The following is a 20,130-nucleotide window of genomic DNA, read 5'->3' as shown; positions in this document are numbered from 1 at the left end:
AAGGAGTATGGCTGTGGCAGAACTGCACTGGGATGAGATCGATCGACGTGCGGTGGACACCGCCCGAGTGCTCGCGGCGGACGCCGTCGAGAAGGTGGGCAACGGTCACCCCGGCACGGCGATGAGCCTCGCTCCCGCGGCGTACCTCCTCTACCAGCGCGTGATGCGTCACGATCCGGCCGACACCGACTGGCTCGGCCGCGACCGCTTCGTCCTCTCGGTCGGCCACTCCTCGCTGACGCAGTACGTGCAGCTGTACCTCGGCGGCTTCGGCCTCGAGCTCGAAGACCTCGAGTCGCTGCGCACCTGGGGATCCAAGACGCCCGGCCACCCCGAGTACGGGCACACCAAGGGTGTCGAGATCACCACCGGCCCGCTCGGCCAGGGCCTCGCGTCGGCGGTCGGCTTCGCGTACGCCGCCCGGTACGAGCGTGGACTGTTCGACCCGGATGCCGCCGCCGGCACCAGCACGTTCGACCACTTCGTCTACGTGATCGCGGGCGACGGCGACCTGCAGGAGGGCGTGACCAGCGAGGCGTCGTCGCTCGCGGGCCACCAGCAGCTGGGCAACCTCATCGCGATCTACGACTCGAACCAGATCTCCATCGAGGACGACACCGACGTCGCATTCACCGAAGACGTCGCCGCACGCTACGAGGCCTACGGCTGGCACGTGCAGACGGTCGACTGGAAGAAGACGGGCGAGTACGTCGAGGACGTCGCCGAGCTGCACGCCGCGATCACCGCCGCACAGGGCGAGCAGTCCAAGCCCTCGCTGATCATCCTGAAGACCATCATCGGCTGGCCCTCGCCCGGAAAGCAGAACACCGGCAAGATCCACGGATCGGCGCTGGGCGCCGACGAGCTCGCCGCCACGAAGAAGGTGCTCGGCTTCGACCCCGAGCAGCACTTCGTCGTCGCCGACGACGTCATCGCACACACCCGCGCCCTCGGGCAGCGGGCCGCTGACGCGCGTGCCGAGTGGCAGAAGTCGTTCGACGCGTGGGCAGAGGCGAACCCCGAGCGCAAGGCGCTGCTCGACCGCCTCGAGGCGCACGAGCTGCCCGAGGGCATCGTCGACGCTCTGCCGGTCTTCGAAGCAGGCAAGGACGTCTCGACGCGTGCAGCATCCGGTCAGGTCATCAACGCTCTGGCGGCGCAGCTGCCCGAGCTGTGGGGCGGCTCGGCCGACCTGGCCGAGTCGAACCTCACGACCATCAAGGATGCCCCGTCGTTCATTCCGACCGAGTGGTCGACCCACGAGTGGAAGGGCAACCCCTACGGCCGGGTGCTGCACTTCGGCATCCGCGAGCACGCGATGGGCGCGATCATCAACGGCATCGTGCTGCACGGCCCGACGCGCGCGTTCGGCGGCACCTTCCTCATCTTCAGCGACTACATGCGCCCCGCCGTGCGTCTGGCCGCGCTGATGAACGTGCCGAGCATCTTCGTCTGGACCCACGACTCGGTGGCACTGGGCGAGGACGGCCCGACGCACCAGCCGATCGAGCAGCTCGCGTCGCTGCGCCTGATCCCCAACTTCACCGTCGTGCGCCCCGCCGACGCCAACGAGACCGCCGCCGCGTGGCTCGAGCTGCTGCGCCGTCACGGCGGACCGGCCGGTATCGCGCTGACGCGGCAGAACATCGCCGTGTTCGAGCGCGGCGACGGCGACGCCTCGGGCGACACGTTCGCCTCGGCGGCCGCTACCGCCAAGGGCGCCTACGTCCTCGCCGAGGCGCCGAGCGGCACGCCCGATGTGATCCTCATCGCCACCGGCTCCGAGGTGCAGCTGGCGGTCGCCGCGCGTCAGACGCTCGCCGCCGAGGGCGTGAACGCCCGCGTGGTGTCCGCGCCGTCTCTGGAATGGTTCGCCGAGCAGGACGAGGCGTACCGCGAGTCCGTGCTGCCGGCATCCGTCACCGCACGCGTCTCGGTCGAGGCCGGTTCCGTCGCCAGCTGGCGCGGCATCGTCGGCGACCGCGGTCGCTCGATCGGCATCGACCACTTCGGCGCATCCGCCGACTACAAGACCCTGTTCGAGAAGTTCGGCGTCACCGCCGAGGCGGTCGTCGCGGCCGCACGCGAGACCATCGCCGACGCGGCGCGCTGAGCGCCGCAGAAGGAGGACGACAGACATGAGCACCCCCACGCACAACCTCTCCCAGGCCGGCGTCAGCATCTGGCTCGACGACCTGTCGCGCACGCGCATCAGCTCCGGAAACCTCAAGCAGCTGATCGACACCCGCAACGTCGTCGGCGTCACGACGAACCCGACGATCTTCGCCACGGCGCTGATGGACGAGAACGACACGTCCTATGACGAGCAGACCCACCAGCTCGCCGTCGCGGGAGCCAGTGCATCCGAGGCGGTCTTCGCCGCCACCACGCAGGACGTGGCCGACGCGCTCGACGTGTTCCGCCCGGTGTGGGAGGCGACGAACCACGTCGACGGCCGCGTCTCGATCGAGGTCTCCCCCGATCTCGCCCACGACACCGAGGGCACTGTCGCTTCAGCCAAGGAGCTGTGGCAGAAGATCGACCGCCCCAACCTGCTGGTGAAGATCCCCGCCACCAAGGCCGGCCTTCCCGCGATCACCGAGGCTATCGCCGCGGGCATCAGCGTGAACGTCACCCTGATCTTCAGCCTGGAGCGCTACAACGACGTCATCGACGCCTACCTCGCGGGTCTGGAAGGAGCGAAGGCGGCCGGCCTCGACCTGTCGAGCATCCACTCGGTCGCGTCGTTCTTCGTGTCGCGCGTCGACACCGAGACCGATCGGCGTCTGGGAGAGATCGGCACCGACGAGGCGCTGGCGCTGAAGAGCAAGGCGGGGCTCGCCAATGCGCGCCTGGCCTACGAGCTCTTCGAGAAGAAGTTCGCCGAGAAGCGCGCACAGGATCTCATCGACCTGGGCGCCAACCTGCAGCGTCCGCTGTGGGCGTCCACCGGCGTCAAGGACCCGAACCTGCCGGACACCCTGTACGTCACCCAGCTCGTCGCCCCCGGCGTGGTGAACACCATGCCCGAGAAGACCCTCGAGGCGACCTTCGACCACGGCGAGGTCACCGGTGACACCATCACCTCGACCTACGCTGAATCGCATCAGGTCATGGCGGACCTCGAGTCCGTCGGCGTCGACTTCGACGACGTCACCCGGGTGCTCGAGGAGGAGGGCGTGGCGAAGTTCATCGACTCCTGGCACGGCCTGCTCGACAGCGTCGCGAAGGTTCTGGAAGCGGCACGATGACCGTCTCGGTGCACGTGTCGCATGCGACTGAGGCCGACGTCGACCAGCTCGTGCGCGTGCTGGTCGACGACCTCGTCGCATCACGTGTCACCGCGGCCGACAGCGATCTCTGGGGTGCGGATGCCTCGGCCGAGGCATCCGTGCGCCTGGGCTGGGTCGACGCCGTCTCGAACTCCCGTCCGCTCGTCGCGGAGATCGTCGCCCTGCGCGACGACCTCCGCGCACGCGGCGTCGACCGCGTCGTGCTGGCGGGCATGGGCGGCTCGTCGCTCGCCCCTGAGGTCATCGCGAATACCGCCGGGGTGCCGCTGACCATCCTCGACAGCACGGCACCCGCCCAGGTGCTGCGCGCGATCGACGACGGCCTGGCGCGCACGGCGCTGGTCGTCTCGTCGAAGTCCGGCTCGACGATCGAGACCGACTCGCAGCGGCGCGCCTTCGAGGCCGCCTTCAGCGACCTCGGAATCGACCCCGCCGAGCGGATCATCGTGGTCACCGACCCGGGATCGCCGCTGGAGGCGTCGGCACGGGATGCCGGATACCGGGTCTTCACCGCCGATCCGAACGTCGGCGGGAGGTACTCCGCGCTCACAGCGTTCGGCCTGGTCCCCTCAGGGCTCGCGGGCGCCGACATCGCCGAGCTGCTCGACGAGGCCGAGGCCTCGCTGCTGCAGTTCGCCGTCGACTCGCCAGAGAATCCGGCGCTCCGCCTGGCTGCCGCGATCGTGGGCACCGGGCCGCGTCGCGACAAGCTCGGGCTGATCAGCGACGGCACCCACATCGAGGGGCTGCCCGACTGGATCGAGCAGCTGATCGCCGAGTCCACCGGGAAGGGCGGTACCGGCATCCTCCCGGTGGTGCTGCTGCCCGTCTCCCCGGAGGTCGAGTCCCTCCCGCACGATCTGCAGATCGTGCGGCTCGTCGACGACGCAGGCGAGCTGCATCTGCGGCACCAGGGCGAGATCCTCGTCAGCGGAACGCTCGGCGCCCAGTTCCTTCTCTGGGAGTACGCGACCGCGATCGCCGGTCGACTGCTCGGCATCGATCCGTTCGATCAGCCCGACGTCGAAGCCGCCAAGAGCGCCGCGCGCGGACTCCTGGATGCCAGGCCGGAAGCGACCGCGGCCGCATTCGTCGAGAGCGGGATCGAGGTTCGCGCTTCCGACCCGGCGCTGCTCGGCTCCGGCACGCTCGCCGGCGTGCTCGATGCCCTGTGGGCGCGCCTCGGCCCTGACGGGTACGTGGCGATCCAGGCGTACGTCGACCGCACCGACATGCCGCAGCTCCAGGGGCTGCGCGAGATGGTGGCCGCCGATTCCGGACGCCCGACGACGTTCGGGTGGGGGCCGCGCTTCCTGCACTCGACCGGCCAGTACCACAAGGGCGGCCCCGCCCAGGGCGTGTTCCTGCAGATCACCGAGCGCACCGACGTCGATCTCGAGATCCCCGGGCGCCCGTTCACGTTCGGGCAGCTGATCGAGGCGCAGGCCGCCGGTGACGCGGCCGTGCTCGCCGGACTCGGTCGCCCCGTCGTCACCCTGACCATCACAGACGCCGTGGATGACGTGCTGGCGCTCTTCGAAGCCGCCCAGTGAGACCATCCTCACGACTTGGAGATATCCCCCACCGATGACTGCCACCGTCTCCCGCGGACACAATCCCCTCCGCGATCCCGATGATCGGCGCCTGAACCGCATCGCAGGCCCGAGCGCCCTCGTGATCTTCGGCGTGACCGGCGACCTGTCGCGCAAGAAGCTGATGCCCGCGGTATACGACCTCGCCAACCGCGGCCTGCTCCCGCCCGGCTTCGCCCTCGTCGGCTTCGCCCGGCGGGATTGGGAGGACCAGGACTTCGCGAAGGTCGTGTACGACGCCGTGAAGGAGCACTCCCGCACCGAGTTCCGCGAGGAGACGTGGCAGCAGCTGCTGCAGGGCATCCGGTTCGTGCAGGGCACGTTCGACGACCCGCAGTCGTTCGCACGCCTGCGCGAGACCGTCGAGACGCTCGACGTCGAGCGCGGCACCATGGGCAACCACGCCTTCTATCTGTCGATCCCGCCGAAGGACTTCCCCACGGTGGCGCGCCAGCTGAAGGAATCGGGGCTGGTCGGCGAGCACAGCGACGACGACACCTGCTGGCGCCGCGTCGTGATCGAGAAGCCGTTCGGCGACGACCTCGAGTCCGCTCGCGCGCTGAACAGCGCGCTCGAGGTCGCATTCCCCGCCGACTCGATCTTCCGCATCGACCACTACCTCGGCAAGGAGACGGTGCAGAACATCCTCGCGCTGCGCTTCGCGAACGAGCTGTACGAGCCGATCTGGAACCGCAACCACATCGACCATGTGCAGATCACCATGGCCGAGGACATCGGCGTGGGCGGACGTGCGGGATACTACGACGGCATCGGCGCCGCGCGCGACGTCATCCAGAATCACCTGCTGCAGCTTCTCGCCCTCACCGCGATGGAGGAGCCGATCAGTCTGTCGGCCGAGCATCTGCGCGCCGAGAAGGAGAAGGTCCTCGCGGCGGTGCAGCTGCCCGAGGACCTGTCGCTGGCTGCAGCCCGCGGCCAGTACGCCGGCGGCTGGCAGGGCGGCGAGAAGGTAAACGGCTTCCTCGAAGAGGAGGGGATGAACCCGCAGTCGACCACCGAGACCTACGCAGCCCTCAAGCTCGAGATCGCGACTCGTCGCTGGGCCGGCGTGCCCTTCTACCTCCGCACCGGGAAGCGCCTCGGTCGCCGGGTCACCGAGATCGCGGTCGTCTTCAAGCGCGCACCGCACCATCTGATGGGCCGCGCCTCCGAGATAGGTCAGAACGCACTGGTCATCCGCGTGCAGCCGAACGAGGGCGTCACGATCCGCTTCGGCTCGAAGGTCCCAGGCGCCGGCACCCAGGTGCGCGACGTGACGATGGACTTCGGCTACGGACACGCCTTCACCGAGGCCAGCCCCGAGGCGTACGAGCGCCTCATCCTCGACGTGCTGCTGGGGGACCCCCCGCTCTTCCCGCGGCACGAGGAGGTCGAGCTGTCGTGGAAGATCCTCGACCCGATCGAGCAGTACTGGGCATCGCTCGACGAGCAGCCCGAGCAGTACGCTCCCGGATCGTGGGGCCCCGCCTCGGCCGATGACCTCCTTGCCCGCGACGGACGAGTCTGGAGACGCCCGTGATCATCGACATCCCCGACACCACGATCAGCCAGGTCGCCAAGCAGCTCGTCAAGGTGCGCGAGGAGGGCGGCGCGGTCGCCCTGGGTCGCGTGCTGACCCTGATCATCGCCGCCCGCAACGGCGTGGCCGAAGAGGCGATCGAGGCGGCCAACGACGCATCCCGCGAGCACCCGATGCGCGTCATCGTGCTCACCGTCGGCGACGGCGACGCCCGTCTCGACGCGCAGATCCGCGTGGGCGGCGACGCCGGCGCGAGCGAGGTGGTGGTGCTGCGCGCCTTCGGCGATGCCGCGAGCAACGCCGAGAGCCTGGTCACCGGGCTGCTGCTTCCGGATGCCCCGGTCGTCGCGTGGTGGCCGGACGAGGCACCTCTGGATGCGGCCGACTCGCCGCTCGGCCGGATCGCGCAGCGGCGCATCACGGACGCTGCGACGAGCTCGGACGTGCGCGATCGCCTCAGCCTGCTGGGTCGCACGCACGCCCCCGGAGACACGGACCTCGCCTGGACCCGCCTGACGCACTGGCGTGAGCAGCTCGCCGCCGTGCTCGACCAGCCGCCCTTCGAAGACGTGACCAGCGCCGAGGTGCGCGGCGCTGCGGCGTCGCCGTCGACCGCCCTGCTCGCCGCATGGCTGCAGATGGCGCTCGAGGTGCCGGTGACCTGGTCGTACGAGGATCCGAGCGAGTGGGAGGAGGGCATCAAGTCGGTGCGCCTCACCCGCGCCAGCGGCGACATCCTGCTCGAGCGCCCCTCGCCGAGCGTCGCCGTGCTGACCCAGCCCGGCCAGCCCGACCACGAGCTGCACCTGCCGCGGCGCACGCTGCGGGAGTGCCTCGCCGAGGAGCTGCGCCGGCTGGATGCGGATCTGCTCTATGGTCGGGTCATCACCGAGGGCTGGTCGCACCTCGGTCCGCCCGAGCAGGAGGCATGATCGGATGAAGGTCCAGGGGACGACGAAGTCTGTGGTCGTCGAGCCCACTCCCGCCGCTCTCGCGGCGCGCGTGGCTGATCGCTTCCTCACTCGTCTGCAGGCCCGCACCCGCAACGGTCGCATCGCGCACGTGTGCCTGACGGGCGGTTCGATGGGCGGGGCCGTGCTCGCGGCCGCGGCCGACGACCCCCGCTCGGCGGACATCGACTGGTCGCTGGTGCATTTCTGGTGGGGGGACGAGCGCTTCGTCGAGCGCGACGACCCCGACCGCAACTCGCTGCAGTCGCGGCGGGCGCTGATCGATCGCATCACCGTGCCCGTCGAGAACGTGCACGAGGTGGCAGCTCCGAGCGACGGTCTGACCCTTGATCAGGCGGCGGCGGCGTACGCCGCCGAGCTCGCCAGGTTCCCGAGCGCGCACGGTGAGTGGCCGTCGTTCGCCGTGTGCTTCCTCGGCGTCGGGCCCGACGGGCACATCGCATCGCTCTTCCCGGATCGCCCCGAGGTGACGGTGACGGATGCCGCGGCGCTGCCCGTGCGCGACTCCCCCAAGCCCCCGCCCGAGCGTGTCACGCTGACCCGTCCGGTGCTGAACTCCGCCAAGCGCGTCTGGCTGGTGTTGACCGGTGCCGACAAGGCGTCCGCTCTCGGTCTCGCGCTCGCGGGCGCGAGCTATGCCAGTGTGCCCGCCGCGGGAGCGAAGGGACGCCGCCGCACGGTGTTCTTCGTCGACGAGGCCGCGGCCGCCGAGGTATCCCCCGAGCTCATCGATCGCGACTACTGAGCCGGCTCAGCCCTGCTGGGGCCCTGAGCCCGCCGAAGGGTCGCTGCCGCGGCGAAGGCCCAGCTCCTGGCTGTCGCTGAGCACCTGCGGGTGGTACCGGGCGAGGCTGAACACGCCCCAGATGGCGATCGCCCCGGCGATGACGAACAGCACGACGACCCACAGCGGCGCCGCCGCGGCCTCGCCGAGAACGAGCGCGCCGATGAGCACTGCGACGATCGGGTCGATCACCGTGAGGCCCGCGATGACCAGGTCGGGAGGCCCCGAGCTGTACGCGGTCTGCACGAAGTACGCGCCGACCGCTGCGGCGGCGATGAGCGCGATCACGCACACCACCGTGAGCCACTCGAAGTTCCCCGCCTGGATGCGGCTGATGACCGCCTTGGCAAGGGTGGCGACGAAGCCGTAGAGGATCCCAGCGCCGGTGACGTAGAACAGCGCGCGCATGCGGCGCCGCAGGATCAGCCAGCATGCGCCGAGCGCGATGATCACCACCAGCAGGATCGTGAGGATCATGAACAGGTCGTCGTTGCTGATCGGGCGCTCGGTCGCATACAGCGCGGCGAAGACGACGAACAGGAAGATGCCGCCCAGACACGCGCTGATCGCGATCAGCGACTGTCTGGTGGGCGTGTGACCTGAGATCCGGGCGTTCAGCAGCGTGGTCACGACCAGCGCGATCGCGCCGAGCGGCTGAACGACGATGAGCGGCGCGATGGCGATGGCGCTGAGCTGGCAGGCGATCGCGAGTCCGAGCATCAGGGTGCCGATGATCCACGACGGGCGCGTCAGCAGCGCCCTGAGCTGTGCGCCGCTGAGGCCGGTCGCTCCCTGCGTGCCGCTGAGCCGCTCGACCTTCTCGACTCCGCGATGCTGATACTGCGCGCCGAGCGACATGAAGACGGCTCCGGCCAGGGCCAGAGGGATGCCGAGCAGCAGAGCGGGGTTCTGAAACACCCCGACAAGCTGATCGCTCACGTTCCCTGCGAAGTCCGCCCCATGATGCACCGTCTCACCCTACCTGCCGCTTCCCGCCCGTTAGGGTTGTGGCGTGGCTGTTCTTCCGATTCGCATCATGGGCGATCCTGTTCTGCACGCACCCGCGAGCGAGGTCGGCCAGGTGACCGACGAGATCCGCACGCTCGTCGCCGACATGTACGAGACCATGGATGCCGCTCCCGGCGTAGGACTGGCGGCTCCCCAGGTGGGCGTGGGCCTGCGGATCTACGTCTACTCGTACGTCGACGACGACGAGAACCCGTGGCGCGGCGAGATCATCAACCCGGTGCTCTTGATGACGCCTCCGGAGCCCGGCTCCCCCGACTCCGACGAGGAGTCCGAGGGATGCCTGTCGTTCCCGGGCGAGCGCTTCGCACTGCGCCGCTCGGACCGCGTGCTCGTGACGGGCACCGACCTCGAGGGCCGCGACGTGCGCATCGAAGTCGACGGCTGGCGGGCGCGCATCATGCAGCACGAGTTCGATCACCTCGACGGCATCCTGTACGTCGACCGCCTCGACGACTCCGATCGGAAGACCGTGCAGAAGATCGCGCGCAAGCGCGGCTGGAGCCGAGGTTCGCACAGCTGGATGCCCGGGGTCGACGACCTCGAGGGCTGAGGCGTGACGAACGCCGGACCACACCTTCTCCGCACAGGAAAGAGCAACATGGACGCACAGCTGCGCATCGGAATCGTCGGCTACGGCAATCTCGGCCGAGGCGTCGAGCGATCACTGGCCATGAACCCCGACATGACCCTGGTCGGCGTCTTCACCCGCCGCGACCCCGAATCGGTCAGCACAGTCGACCCGACAGTGCCGGTTCGACGCATCGAGGAGCTCGACACGCTGCAGGACGAGATCGACGTGCTCATCCTGTGCGGCGGCTCGAAGAGCGATCTGCCTGAGCAGACTCCCGCGCTGGCAGCGCGCTTCTCGGTCGTCGACAGCTTCGACACGCACGCCCGCATCCCCGAGCACTTCGCCGCCGTCGACGCCGCCGCGCGAGCTGCGGAAACGACCGCGGTGATCTCGACCGGGTGGGACCCCGGCCTGTTCTCTCTGCAGCGTCTGTACGGCGAGGCGATCCTGCCGCAGGGCGAGACCTACACGTTCTGGGGGCGCGGGCTCAGCCAGGGCCACTCGGACGCCATCCGTCGGGTGCCCGGCGTCGCCGCCGGGGTGCAGTACACGATCCCCTCCGACGACGCCATGGCCCGCGTGCGCGCCGGCGACCGCCCCGCGCTGAGCACCCGCGACAAGCACACGCGGGAGTGCTTCGTGGTGCTGGAGGACGGCGCGGATCAGGATGCCGTGCGTGAGGCGATCGTGACGATGCCCGACTACTTCGAGCCGTACGACACGACGGTGCACATCGTGTCGGCCGAGGAGCTCGCCCGCGATCACGCGGGCGTGCCGCACGGCGGTTTCGTGATCCGCAGCGCGACCACCTCGGAGGGCGTCGCGCAGACCGTGGAGTTCCAGCTGGCGCTGGAGTCGAACCCCGAGTTCACCGCGAGTGTGCTGGTCGCCTACGCGCGCGCCGCTGCGCGGCTCTCCGCATCCGGGGATCACGGCGCGAAGACGCCGTTCGACATCGCACCCGGTCTGCTCTCACCCAAGTCACCCGAGCGGCTGCGCGCCGAGCTGCTCTGATGCCCCTCGGGACGGCTCTGAGCCGACCCGGGGTGTCGGCAGTCTCAGATGGTCTGGTGCGCAGTGCGCGGGTCTGCGCGCAGATCCGCACCGACACGCCGGATGCCCGGCATCCGCTCTGTGCTTCCCCACCCTCGGCCTCTGATCACGCGTCGCAGGAGTGCTGCCGAGACGGGAGAAGCCCCGACCCAGGGGTACTGGATCGGGGCTTCTATGGCTCCCCGGCTTGGACTCGAACCAAGAACCTGCCGGTTAACAGCCGGCTGCTCTGCCAATTGAGCTACCGAGGATCATTCGGTTGTCACCCGCTGGGCGGGCAACTCCCCCAGCTTAGCAAACTCCGCAGGCCCCGCTGAACACGGGCGACACCCCGGGCGTGGCGGGATCACTGACCGACGTCGGCCTCGGCGTTCGGAGCCCAGATGAGGTTCGACCCGACGCCCCTCGCGACGACATGGCCCGCTCTGAGCAGCAGCGCCTCGGCACCCAGCTCACGGATGAATGCTGCGTCGTTCGTCACCAGCAGAGCAGCCATGGCCCGCTCGGCCCGGCGGCGGGTGATCGCATCGAAGACGACCGGTCGCACCTCGAGGTCGAGATTCGCGAGCGGCTCGTCGGCGATGAGCACATGCGGTTCGAGCATCAGCGCGCGGGCGATGGCGACGCGCTGACGCATGCCGGCGCTGAGCTCATAGGGGAACTTCGAGGCGAGGCCGAGCGGCAGGTGCAGCTCGTCGAGCAGCGATGCCACCCGTATCGCCAGCGCTCTGCCGTTGACCTTCTTCTCGCGCGAGGTGATCGGCTCGGAGATCGCCTCGCCGACGGTCAGCCGGGGCGGCAGCGACGCGCCCGCCGCCTGAGCGAGGTGGCCGCTGAGAGCGGTGAGGGTACGGCGTCTGCGCCCGCGCCCCCGAATGTCCACGCCGCAGACCGTGGCGCGACCGCCGGCGACCTTCAGCGATGCATCACCCACCCCCGCGAGCGCGGTCACCAGGCTCGACTTCCCCGCGCCGGTCGCACCGCCGATGCACATCAGCTCACCGGGTCTGAGCGAGAAGGTCACGCCGTCGACGGCACGCGTCGTTCCACCGTGCCCGATCCGGTCGATGACCAGATCATGGCAGTCGATCGCGAACTCGCTGTCGGCAGGCATACCGTCCATCCTGCCGGGTTCAGCGGCCGAAAGCGCTCAGGACTCGGCGAACCTCAGTCGCTCGGCATCCACGTCGCGAAGTCGCATGCGAAGCGCGCGTCCCCCGTCCGAGTCGGCGGGCACCCGCTGCACCGCACCCAGCAGCTCCTGCTTCTCGCGCTCAATGGTGCGCAGGATCAGCCGCCGGCACAGGTCGGCCGAAGACGCCAGCGCTCCCTCGTCGTCGCGGGCGGGGAACGGCATCATCAGCAGCTCGCCTGCGAGGCTGCGGTACGGCTCGCGCACGGCATCCGCCGCTGCCGTCGCCCAGCCGACCCTGGTGCGGTCGGCGACGGATGCCACGGCGTCGCGCACCGCTTCCAGCGCCGGATGCCGGAAGGGCTCGCTCAGCGCGCGGGCGAGAGTCTGCTGGTCGAGCCGGTGACCGTACTGCAGCACGCCCATGAGCGCATCGCGCTCGAGCGCGACCTCCGGCGTGCGCGGCAGATCGACCAATCGAACGCGCGTAACGCCCTCGGCACTGTCACCGCCCGGCGCCTGCTGTCGCGGGCCCGGCTGCTCGCGTTCCCCGCGCGCGGCCCGCTGCACCTGCTGGTGCACAGCCGTGGGATCCATCCCGAGTCGGCGAGCCAGCACCCGCTCGTATCCGGGGCGCAGCAGCTCATCGCGGATCTCGGCGACGATCGGGGCTGCGGCCCGCAACGCGCCGACCTGCCCCTCGACGGTGGCGAGATCGTATCCGGCGAGCTTGCGATCGATCGCGAACTCGAACATGGGAACCTTGGCGTCCATCAGCCCGCGCACCGCGGCATCCCCCCGCTGCAGACGCATGTCGCAGGGATCGAGACCGTCGGGCGCGACGGCGACGAAGGTCTGCGCAGTGAAACGCGAGTCCTCGCTGAAGGCGCGCAGCGCCGCCTTCTGGCCCGCCTCATCGCCATCGAATGTGAATACGACCTCGCCCGCCGCCGAATCGTCGCCCATCACCCGGCGCAGCACCTTGATGTGCTCCGCTCCGAACGCGGTGCCACAGGTCGCGATCGCGGTCGTGACGCCTGCAAGGTGGCAGGCCATGACGTCGGTGTAGCCCTCGACGACGACCACGCGGCGCGGGTCTCCCCTGCTGATGTCGCGTTTGGCCAGGTCGAGCCCGTAGAGCACCTGCGCCTTCTTGTAGATCGGCGTCTCGGGGGTGTTCAGGTACTTCGGCCCCTGGTCGTCGTCGTAGAGCTTGCGTGCGCCGAACCCTATGGTCTGCCCGGTGACGTCTCGAATCGGCCAGACGACCCGACCCCTGAAGCGGTCGTAGACGCCGCGCTGCCCGGCCGAGACGAGCCCGGCGGCGGTGAGCTCGTCACGGGTGAAGCCCTTCGCACTCAGCGCCTTCAGCATGTTGTCCCAGCCGCGGGGCGCGTAGCCGACCCCGAAATGGGCTGCAGCGCCCGCATCGAACCCCCGCTCGCCGAGAAAGCGCCTGGCGCTCTCGGCCTCGGGGCTCAGCAGCTGCGAGCGGAAGTACTCCCCCGCGGCCGTGTTGGCCGCGTACAGCCGGCTGCGCCCGCTGGTCTCCGGCGCCGCACCGCCGTCCTCGTAGTGCAGTGAGTAGCCGACCCGGGCGGCAAGCCGCTCGACGGCCTCTGTGAAGCTGACGTGATCCATCTCGCGCAGGAACGAGTACACATCGCCCGAGGCGCCGCAGCCGAAACAGTGGTAGTACCCGACCTGCGGGCGCACGTGGAAGCTCGGACTCTTCTCGTCGTGGAACGGGCAGAGCCCCTTGAGCGAACCCACGCCTGCCGATTTGAGGGCGACCCGCTCGCCGACGATGTCGGCGATGTTCGTGCGGGTCTTCACCTCCTCGACGTCGGCCTGCAGGATGCGCGGCATCAGACGGCCCCTTCGACGACCACCCGGGATTCGGCGCGACGGTGCACGCCGGGGCGTGCGTGCCGCGGCGACCATATCCCCACCTCAGCGGGATCGATCTCGCCGACCAGGCGGTTGTGCCAGTCGACGGCGGTCTGGTCGGTCAGGCTCGCGACCTGGTCGACCACCACGCGTGCGCGCTGCGCATCGGTGTCGGCGGCGAGGAAGTCGGCTGAGAATGCAGGCTCCAGCACATCGGCGCCCGCCGACCACAGCGCGTCCGTCGACCACAGCGCGTCGGCGAGGCGATGCAGCACGCGACGCTGCTCTTTGTACACGCCCTTTCGCGCATCGATGGTGACGATCGCCTGGCCCATGATGCCCTTGAGCACCGCGATCTCGGTCTCGACCTCGCGGGGGATCACGACGTGCGCGCTGTACCGCGCGAGGGTCTCGCCGGAGTAGGCGGCCCTCGTGGCCGCCACCGAGCCGCGCGCGAAGCGGCCGATCATGTCGCTGGTGAGGTTCTTCAACCGAGCCAGATCGCGACGGGAGCGGTCGAACGACCGCATCCACATCGTCTCCCGCGTGAGCCGGTACAGGGCGTCGGCCAGCTCGTCACGCGTGTAGTCGTATCCGACCCACTGCTGGATTCGGCCGATGAGCGGGTGATGCTCGATCGGATCCGACAGCTGCGCCACGTCGACGTAGCCGTTCACGATCGCATCTTCGAAATCGTGCACGGAGTAGGCGATGTCATCGGACAGGTCCATGATCTCGGCTTCGATGCAGCGTTCCCGCCCGGTGGCGCCCTCGCGCATCCAGCGGAAGACCGGCTCGTCCTCGGGGTACACGCCGAACTTGAGCCGGCCACCCGGGTCGGGAACGGGCTCGTCGACGGTCCACGGGTACTTGCATGTCGCGTCGAGGCTGGCTCGGGTGAGGTTGAGTCCGACGGAGTGATCGCCGTCGTCGAGCACCTTCGCCTCGAGGCGAGTCAGGATGCGCAGCGACTGGGCGTTGCCCTCGAACCCGCCGATGTCCTCCGCCCACTCGTTCAGGGCCCGCTCGCCGTTGTGTCCGAAGGGCGGATGCCCGAGGTCGTGGCTCAGGCAGGCCGTGTCGACCACGTCGGCGGAGACGCCCAGGGCGCTCGCCAGCTCGCGGCCGACCTGCGCGACTTCGAGGGAATGCGTGAGCCGGTTGCGGGCGAAGTCGGCGGTGCTGGCGGGGCTGAGCACCTGGGTCTTCGCCGCAAGACGCCGCAGCGCCGCGGAGTGCAGCACGCGTGCGCGGTCGCGGGAGAAGTCGTCGCGCTCAGACCGATGGGTCTCCGAGTAGAAGCGCTCGGCGTCGTGCGCCCCGTAGCCGCGTACGACGTCAGCCGCCATCGTTCTCGGTCTCCGCTCCGCGCATCATGTCGCCGACGCCCTCGCCGAGCTCCCGTGAATCGAGCCAGCCCTCGGGCAGGGCCGTGCGCTTCGGCGAACCGGCGCGGCCCCGCTGCCCCTCCGCACCGATGCCGGGGTAGGGGGCGTCGCCGATCGTGCCGAGCAGGTCGTCGATCTCCTGCAGGGTGGATGCCCGTGCCAGCGCGGCGCGCAGCTCGCCGCCCACGGGATACCCCTTGAAGTACCACGCGACGTGCTTGCGGATGTCCTTGCAGCCGCGATCCTCGTCCTCGAAGAACTCCACCAGCAGTTCGGCGTGCCGGCGGAAGGCGTCTTTGACGAAGCCCAGCGTCGCATCGACCACCGGAGCCTGCTCGCGTCGTGAACCCGTCGCCTGGGTCCCTGAGCCTGCCTCCTGGGCCCCTGAGCCCGCCGAAGGGCCGAGCGCCGCGGCGAGCTCGCCGAACAGCCACGGCCGGCCCAGGCATCCTCGTCCCACGACCACGCCGTCACAGCCGGTCTCGTCCATCATCCGCACCGCGTCGGCGGCCGACCAGATGTCGCCGTTGCCCAGCACGGGAATGCTGGTCACCGCCTGCTTGAGCTCTCCGATGGCGCTCCAGTCGGCGTGGCCCGAGTAGTACTCCGACGCGGTGCGCGCGTGCAGGGCGACGGCGGCGGCACCCGCATCCTCCGCCGCGCGGCCGGCGTCGAGGAAGGTCAGATGATCCTTGTTGATGCCCTTGCGCATCTTGACGGTGAGCGGCACGTCGCCCGCCGCCTTCACGGCCCGCTGCACAATGTCGGAGAAGAGCCCGATCTTCCACGGCAGGGCGGCGCCGCCGCCCTTTCGGGTGACCTTCGGCACCGGGCAGCCGAAGTTCAGGTCGATGTGGTCCGCCCGGTCTTCGGCGACGATGATCCGCACCGCCTCGGCGATCGTCGCCGGATCGACGCCGTACAGCTGGATCGATCGCGGCGTCTCGCTCTCGTGGTGCTGGATGAGCCGCATCGTGATGGCGTTGCGCTCGACGAGCGCGCGCGAGGTGATCATCTCGCTGACGTACAGACCCGCCCCGTACTCGCGGCAGAGGCGGCGAAAGGCGGTGTTGGTGATCCCCGCCATCGGCGCCAGCACCACCGGGGTGTCGAGCGCGATCGGGCCGATGCGCAGCGCCGGAGCCGAAGCGGTTGCGGGGGCCGAAGCGACAGTGGGTCCCTGAGCGGGTCGAAGGTCAGCGGCGATAGTCATGTCCTCTCCATTCTCCCAGACGACGGCCCGGTGCGGGCACAGCGCGCTTAGGCTGTGGAGATGGCCGATGCGACCCTGCGACAGATCCCGTTCATCGACGCCGGGGGTGCCGAGAAGACCCTCGACGACATCGGCGCCGACGTGCTGCTGGTGGTCAACGTCGCCTCGAAGTGCGGGCTGACGCCGCAGTACACGCAGCTCGAAGAGCTGCAGCGACGCTTCGCCGATCGAGGCTTCAGCGTGGTCGGCTTCCCGTGCAACCAGTTCTTCGGCCAGGAGCCGGGGTCGATCGAGAAGATCCTCGAGTTCTGCTCGACGAGCTACGGGGTCACCTTCCCGATCAACGACAAGGTCAAGGTCAACGGACGCAACGCGCACGACCTCTACAAGGTGCTCAAGGACACTCCGGATGCCGGCGGCAGGGCCGGCCGGGTGGAGTGGAACTTCGAGAAGTTCCTCGTCGGAGCCGACGGCAGCGTTCAGCGTTTCCGTCCGCGTCAGACGCCCGATTCGCCGGAGATCGTCGCGGCGATCGAGAACGCTCTCGACTCGGCGCGGCGCTGATCACGCCTCGAAAGTCCGACGCGCGATCAGCTCGCGGCGCTCTTCTGCGCCCACACGTCGCGGATGACGTTCTCGAACGCCTCGGGCGGCTGAGCGCCGCTCACGCCGTACTGTCCGTCGATGACGAAGAAGGGCACGCCGTTGATACCGTAGGCGCGAGCCTGTGCCTGATCGGCGCGGACGGCGTCGAGGTAGGCATCGGATTCCAGCGCTGAGCGCGCCTCTCCGGCATCCAGCCCCACCTCCTCGGCGAGGGCGGCCAGATCGTCGATCCGGCCCACATGCCTGCCTTCGGTGAAGTAGGCCGACATGAGCCTCTCCTTCATCTCGTGCTGCAGGCCCTTCTCCTTCGCGAAGTGCAGCAGCTCGTGCGCCTTGACGGTGTTCGTGTGCTGCAGCAGGTCGAAGCGGTACTCGAGCCCGGCTCCCGCGGCCACGGTCGTCACATGTCCGAGCATCTGCTCGACCTGCTCGCGGGGCATGCCCTTGTGTCCGGCGAGGAAGTCGATCTCGTCGCCGTCGAAGTCGACAGGGGTGTCGGGTGAGAGCTCGAACGAGTGGAAGGTGACTCGCACCTGCGGTGCGTCGTCATCGCCTGCTGTCGCGGCGAGCCCCTTCTCGAGATTGCGCTTGCCGATGTAGCACCACGGGCAGGCGATGTCGGACCAGATGTCGATGGAGATGGGTTCGCTCACATCAGTTGACAACCGCATGCCCCTGTACGCATATTCCCGATCGGATAGCCTTCACTGGTGTTCACCGCCGACGATGCTCCTGCCCTGCACCGCTCGCGGGTGCTGATCGCTGGCGTGACGGGTGCGGGAAAGACCACTCTCGCCAAGCGCCTCGCCGAGATCTGGAACCTGCGTCACGTAGAGATCGACGCCCTCTTCCACGGGCCCGGCTGGACACCCCGCCCCGAGTTCACAGGCGACGTGCGCGCCTTCGCCGCGGAGCAGAGCTGGGTCACCGAGTGGCAGTACACGAGCCGCGGCACCGAGGCTATCCTCGCCCCGCGTGCAGAACTCGTGCTCTGGCTCGACTACCCCTACCGGGTCGTCCGTGCGCGCCTCGTGCGCCGCACGGTCGCTCGTCAGCTGCTGCGGACCGAGCTGTGGAACGGCAACCGGGAGCGCGGAATCACGAACATGTTCCGCCGCGATGCGACGGACAACATCCTGCTGTGGCAGACGAGAACCCTGCACAAGTGGGCGGAGCGGATGCCGGACGTCGAGGTGCGGCATCCGCATCTGACCGTCGTGCGTTTCCGGCATCCCCGTGAGACCCAGCGCTGGCTCGCGCGGGTCGCCGCAGCCGGTTCCTGAGCGCGGGTTCGCGAGATCGGTCGCATCGATCGCCGATGCGACCGGTCAGCCCCGCCTTTCCTCAACGGATGCGATGCGCCCGGAGGGAATGTCGGAGGTACGTTCTAATGTTCTCGTATGGCCACCACATCGGTTGATCCGTTCGTCCGGCAGCGCGAGCTGCTGGTCGAGTGGCTCGACGTGCGCGCCGAGATCAATCGCCTCGAGGAGCGGGCGGCGACGCTGCTGGCGCAGCGCGTGGAGGTGATGGATGCCGATGTCGCGGCCGCTCCGATGCACCGCGAGGCGATCCGCCGGTCGATCGTGGCGGAGTACTCCGCAGCCGGGCGGATGGCGAAGGTCACCGTCGAGCAGGCATTCACGGATGCCCGCGCCCTGTGCGATGACTTCCCGAACCTGCGCGCCTCGTTCGCCGCAGGGCGGGTCAGCGCCGCGCACGTGCGGGAGATCCTTCGTGCGGCAGGCCCCCTGATCCAGGCGCGCAGCGCCGGCGCGGCGACTGAGGCGGAGTGGGCGCTGTACGAGGCGGCGGCTCTGGAGTTCGCCGAGACCGAAGCACCCGCCCGAACCCGGGCTCACGTGCGGCAGCTCGTCGCGGCGCTCGTGCCGCAGACAGTGGCCGAGCGCCATCGGGCTGCGACGGCGGAGCAGGTCGTGAGCGTGCGAGAGCTCGACGATGAGATGTCTCTGCTTCAGGCCATCGTGCCCACCTATAAGGCCGTCGCCATCCTCGACCGTCTCACCAAGATGGGCCGCGCGCAGAGACAGCACCCCGACAACCGCACCCCCACCCTCCCCGTCGACGTCGACGTCGACGCCGACCTCGAATTCGAAGCTGCCCGCGCCGAAGCCGAAGCCGCCGCGAGGGCGGCTGCTTCCGCCCGGGCGATCTCCACCACCGGCGACATCTGCACGGCCGAATCGGCCGACCCGTTCGACCCGTTCGACCCGTTCGACCCGTTCGATGTTCCCGGAGCGGGGGAGGCGTACGACGACGCGATGGAGCGCATCATCGCCGCAGGTCCGGTCGTGATCCAGATCCCGATCGACGGCCGAGGGTTGGACGAGATCCGCACCGAACTGCTCTGCGACCTGCTGCTCAGTGCCACCCCGAGCGAGATCATGGGCACGGGGCTCGACAACATCCACGCCCGCATTCAGGTCACAGTCGCTGCGACCACCCTCACCGGCGCAGACGATCGCCCCGCCCAACTCGACGGGCACGGCAGCCTGCACCCCGACATCGCCCGCCGACTCGCCGGAAGCTCCACCGGATGGACGCGGTTGTTCCTCGACCCGACCGGACTCGTCACCGAGACCGACACCTACACCCCGACCGAGCCGATGCGCCGATTCCTGCGCGCCCGCGATCAGCACTGCCGTTTCCCCGGGTGCCGCATGCCCGTCCACCGCTGCGAATCGGACCACACCATCGACTGGGCCCTCGGCGGCCCCACTCGCACCGACAACCTCGCCCATCTCTGCCTCACTCACCATGCGCTGAAGCACCCGGACATACCGGAGGAGTTCCGCTGGACCGCCCGGCAGCTGCCCGACTGGTCGCTCGAGTGGACCAGCCCCGCCGGACGCACGCACCGCGATACCCCGCCGCGTCGCGTCATGTTCGTGCCCAGCGGGCCTTGGCCACCCGAAGCGGAGCACGAGCAGGCCGGCGAAGACGCGCAACGCGCCCCTGGCCCGCCGGGCCGTTCGGGCGCGCACAGCGAGTGGCCCGTGCAGAACGACACCCCGCCCTGGGAGGCGACTGACACGTGAAGCGGCCGT

17 protein-coding genes and 1 tRNA gene are annotated in these 20,130 nt (G+C 69.5%); 11 read left to right on the top strand and 7 right to left on the bottom strand.

Annotation, left to right across the window (positions count from 1 at the left end):
- The first annotated feature begins 13 nt into the window (after positions 1–13).
- Genes tkt through pgl form a run of 6 tightly spaced genes read left to right on the top strand, consistent with a single transcriptional unit; the run spans position 14 to position 8,141 of the window.
- Entirely contained in the window at positions 14–2,113 is a 2,100-nt protein-coding gene (gene tkt / locus PGB26_RS09940) for a transketolase (RefSeq protein ID WP_271637464.1), read from the top strand.
- Between the two features lie 25 nt (positions 2,114–2,138).
- Positions 2,139–3,251, top strand: a complete 1,113-nt coding sequence (gene tal, locus PGB26_RS09935; RefSeq protein WP_271637463.1) for a transaldolase — start codon at positions 2,139–2,141, stop codon at positions 3,249–3,251.
- A complete protein-coding gene (locus PGB26_RS09930) occupies positions 3,248–4,846 on the top strand; it encodes a glucose-6-phosphate isomerase (protein ID WP_271637462.1) in 1,599 nt (532 codons plus the stop codon). Before tal ends, PGB26_RS09930 begins: the two co-directional genes overlap by 4 nt.
- Before the next feature lie 34 nt (positions 4,847–4,880).
- Positions 4,881–6,425 carry a glucose-6-phosphate dehydrogenase gene (zwf, locus tag PGB26_RS09925; protein WP_271637461.1) on the top strand — a complete coding sequence of 515 codons (1,545 nt, stop codon included), beginning with the start codon at positions 4,881–4,883 and terminating at the stop codon, positions 6,423–6,425.
- Complete coding sequence (locus PGB26_RS09920; RefSeq protein WP_271637460.1) at positions 6,422–7,357, top strand: glucose-6-phosphate dehydrogenase assembly protein OpcA; 936 nt, start codon at positions 6,422–6,424, stop codon at positions 7,355–7,357. Before zwf ends, PGB26_RS09920 begins: the two co-directional genes overlap by 4 nt.
- A 4-nt stretch (positions 7,358–7,361) precedes the next feature.
- Positions 7,362–8,141, top strand: a complete 780-nt coding sequence (gene pgl / locus PGB26_RS09915) for a 6-phosphogluconolactonase (protein WP_271637459.1) — start codon at positions 7,362–7,364, stop codon at positions 8,139–8,141.
- A gap of 6 nt (positions 8,142–8,147) precedes the next feature.
- On the opposite strand, the gene PGB26_RS09910 is transcribed toward pgl, so the two are convergent.
- Complete coding sequence (locus PGB26_RS09910; RefSeq protein WP_271637458.1) at positions 8,148–9,119, bottom strand: DMT family transporter; 972 nt, start codon at positions 9,117–9,119, stop codon at positions 8,148–8,150.
- 73 nt (positions 9,120–9,192) lie between these two features.
- Between PGB26_RS09910 and def the strand changes: the two genes are divergently transcribed.
- Positions 9,193–9,759, top strand: a complete 567-nt coding sequence (gene def, locus PGB26_RS09905) for a peptide deformylase (protein WP_271637457.1) — start codon at positions 9,193–9,195, stop codon at positions 9,757–9,759.
- 48 nt (positions 9,760–9,807) lie between these two features.
- The gene (locus tag PGB26_RS09900; protein ID WP_271637456.1) at positions 9,808–10,794 is read left to right on the top strand and encodes a diaminopimelate dehydrogenase; all 987 of its coding nucleotides are present in this window, start codon (positions 9,808–9,810) and stop codon (positions 10,792–10,794) included.
- Positions 10,795–11,008: 214 nt separating this feature from the next.
- Here the strand turns inward: PGB26_RS09900 and PGB26_RS09895 are convergent.
- The 5 genes from PGB26_RS09895 to dusB form a co-directional block, all read right to left on the bottom strand.
- Positions 11,009–11,084 (bottom strand) — tRNA-Asn (locus PGB26_RS09895).
- 95 nt (positions 11,085–11,179) lie between these two features.
- Complete coding sequence (locus PGB26_RS09890; RefSeq protein ID WP_333909423.1) at positions 11,180–11,947, bottom strand: ATP-binding cassette domain-containing protein; 768 nt, start codon at positions 11,945–11,947, stop codon at positions 11,180–11,182.
- 36 nt (positions 11,948–11,983) lie between these two features.
- Positions 11,984–13,834 (bottom strand): DNA primase, encoded by a 1,851-nt coding sequence (dnaG, locus tag PGB26_RS09885; protein WP_271637454.1) that lies wholly within the window; start codon positions 13,832–13,834, stop codon positions 11,984–11,986.
- Positions 13,834–15,204, bottom strand: a complete 1,371-nt coding sequence (locus tag PGB26_RS09880; RefSeq protein WP_271637453.1) for a deoxyguanosinetriphosphate triphosphohydrolase — start codon at positions 15,202–15,204, stop codon at positions 13,834–13,836. The genes dnaG and PGB26_RS09880 overlap by 1 nt, the downstream gene beginning before the upstream one ends.
- Positions 15,194–16,456, bottom strand: a complete 1,263-nt coding sequence (gene dusB, locus PGB26_RS09875; RefSeq protein WP_271637452.1) for a tRNA dihydrouridine synthase DusB — start codon at positions 16,454–16,456, stop codon at positions 15,194–15,196. Before dusB ends, PGB26_RS09880 begins: the two co-directional genes overlap by 11 nt.
- Before the next feature lie 60 nt (positions 16,457–16,516).
- Here dusB and PGB26_RS09870 point away from each other — a divergent pair, with 60 nt between their 5' ends.
- Positions 16,517–17,020, top strand: coding sequence for a glutathione peroxidase (locus PGB26_RS09870; protein ID WP_271637451.1), 504 nt, complete (start codon positions 16,517–16,519; stop codon positions 17,018–17,020).
- A gap of 26 nt (positions 17,021–17,046) precedes the next feature.
- Here PGB26_RS09870 and PGB26_RS09865 read toward each other — a convergent pair whose 3' ends face one another.
- Positions 17,047–17,715, bottom strand: coding sequence for a DsbA family oxidoreductase (locus tag PGB26_RS09865; protein ID WP_271637450.1), 669 nt, complete (start codon positions 17,713–17,715; stop codon positions 17,047–17,049).
- Positions 17,716–17,772: 57 nt separating this feature from the next.
- Here PGB26_RS09865 and PGB26_RS09860 point away from each other — a divergent pair, with 57 nt between their 5' ends.
- Together PGB26_RS09860 and PGB26_RS09855 are read left to right on the top strand one after the other, a co-directional pair.
- Positions 17,773–18,345: an AAA family ATPase gene (locus PGB26_RS09860; protein WP_271637449.1), complete on the top strand. Its 573-nt coding sequence runs from the start codon at positions 17,773–17,775 to the stop codon at positions 18,343–18,345.
- Between the two features lie 117 nt (positions 18,346–18,462).
- Positions 18,463–20,121, top strand: a complete 1,659-nt coding sequence (locus PGB26_RS09855; protein WP_271637448.1) for an HNH endonuclease signature motif containing protein — start codon at positions 18,463–18,465, stop codon at positions 20,119–20,121.
- Positions 20,122–20,130 lie beyond the last annotated feature (9 nt).

Source organism: Microbacterium sp. nov. GSS16, from assembly GCF_028198145.1.
Classification (GTDB): Bacteria; Actinomycetota; Actinomycetes; order Actinomycetales; family Microbacteriaceae; genus Microbacterium.
The sequence above is the reverse complement of the archived record's forward strand: the minus strand, read 5'-3'. Positions and strand labels throughout refer to the sequence as shown.

What these genes read in the sequence shown, in the direction of transcription:
- dusB (WP_271637452.1), bottom strand. Translation starts at nt 16,456, where the DNA reads ATGACTATCGCCGCTGACCTTCGACCCGCTCAGGGACCCACTGTCGCT.
- PGB26_RS09930 (WP_271637462.1), top strand. Translation starts at nt 3,248, where the DNA reads ATGACCGTCTCGGTGCACGTGTCGCATGCGACTGAGGCCGACGTCGAC.
- PGB26_RS09900 (WP_271637456.1), top strand. Translation starts at nt 9,808, where the DNA reads ATGGACGCACAGCTGCGCATCGGAATCGTCGGCTACGGCAATCTCGGC.
- PGB26_RS09870 (WP_271637451.1), top strand. Translation starts at nt 16,517, where the DNA reads ATGGCCGATGCGACCCTGCGACAGATCCCGTTCATCGACGCCGGGGGT.
- pgl (WP_271637459.1), top strand. Translation starts at nt 7,362, where the DNA reads ATGAAGGTCCAGGGGACGACGAAGTCTGTGGTCGTCGAGCCCACTCCC.
- PGB26_RS09880 (WP_271637453.1), bottom strand. Translation starts at nt 15,204, where the DNA reads ATGGCGGCTGACGTCGTACGCGGCTACGGGGCGCACGACGCCGAGCGC.
- PGB26_RS09890 (WP_333909423.1), bottom strand. Translation starts at nt 11,947, where the DNA reads ATGCCTGCCGACAGCGAGTTCGCGATCGACTGCCATGATCTGGTCATC.
- zwf (WP_271637461.1), top strand. Translation starts at nt 4,881, where the DNA reads ATGACTGCCACCGTCTCCCGCGGACACAATCCCCTCCGCGATCCCGAT.
- dnaG (WP_271637454.1), bottom strand. Translation starts at nt 13,834, where the DNA reads ATGCCGCGCATCCTGCAGGCCGACGTCGAGGAGGTGAAGACCCGCACG.
- tal (WP_271637463.1), top strand. Translation starts at nt 2,139, where the DNA reads ATGAGCACCCCCACGCACAACCTCTCCCAGGCCGGCGTCAGCATCTGG.
- PGB26_RS09855 (WP_271637448.1), top strand. Translation starts at nt 18,463, where the DNA reads ATGGCCACCACATCGGTTGATCCGTTCGTCCGGCAGCGCGAGCTGCTG.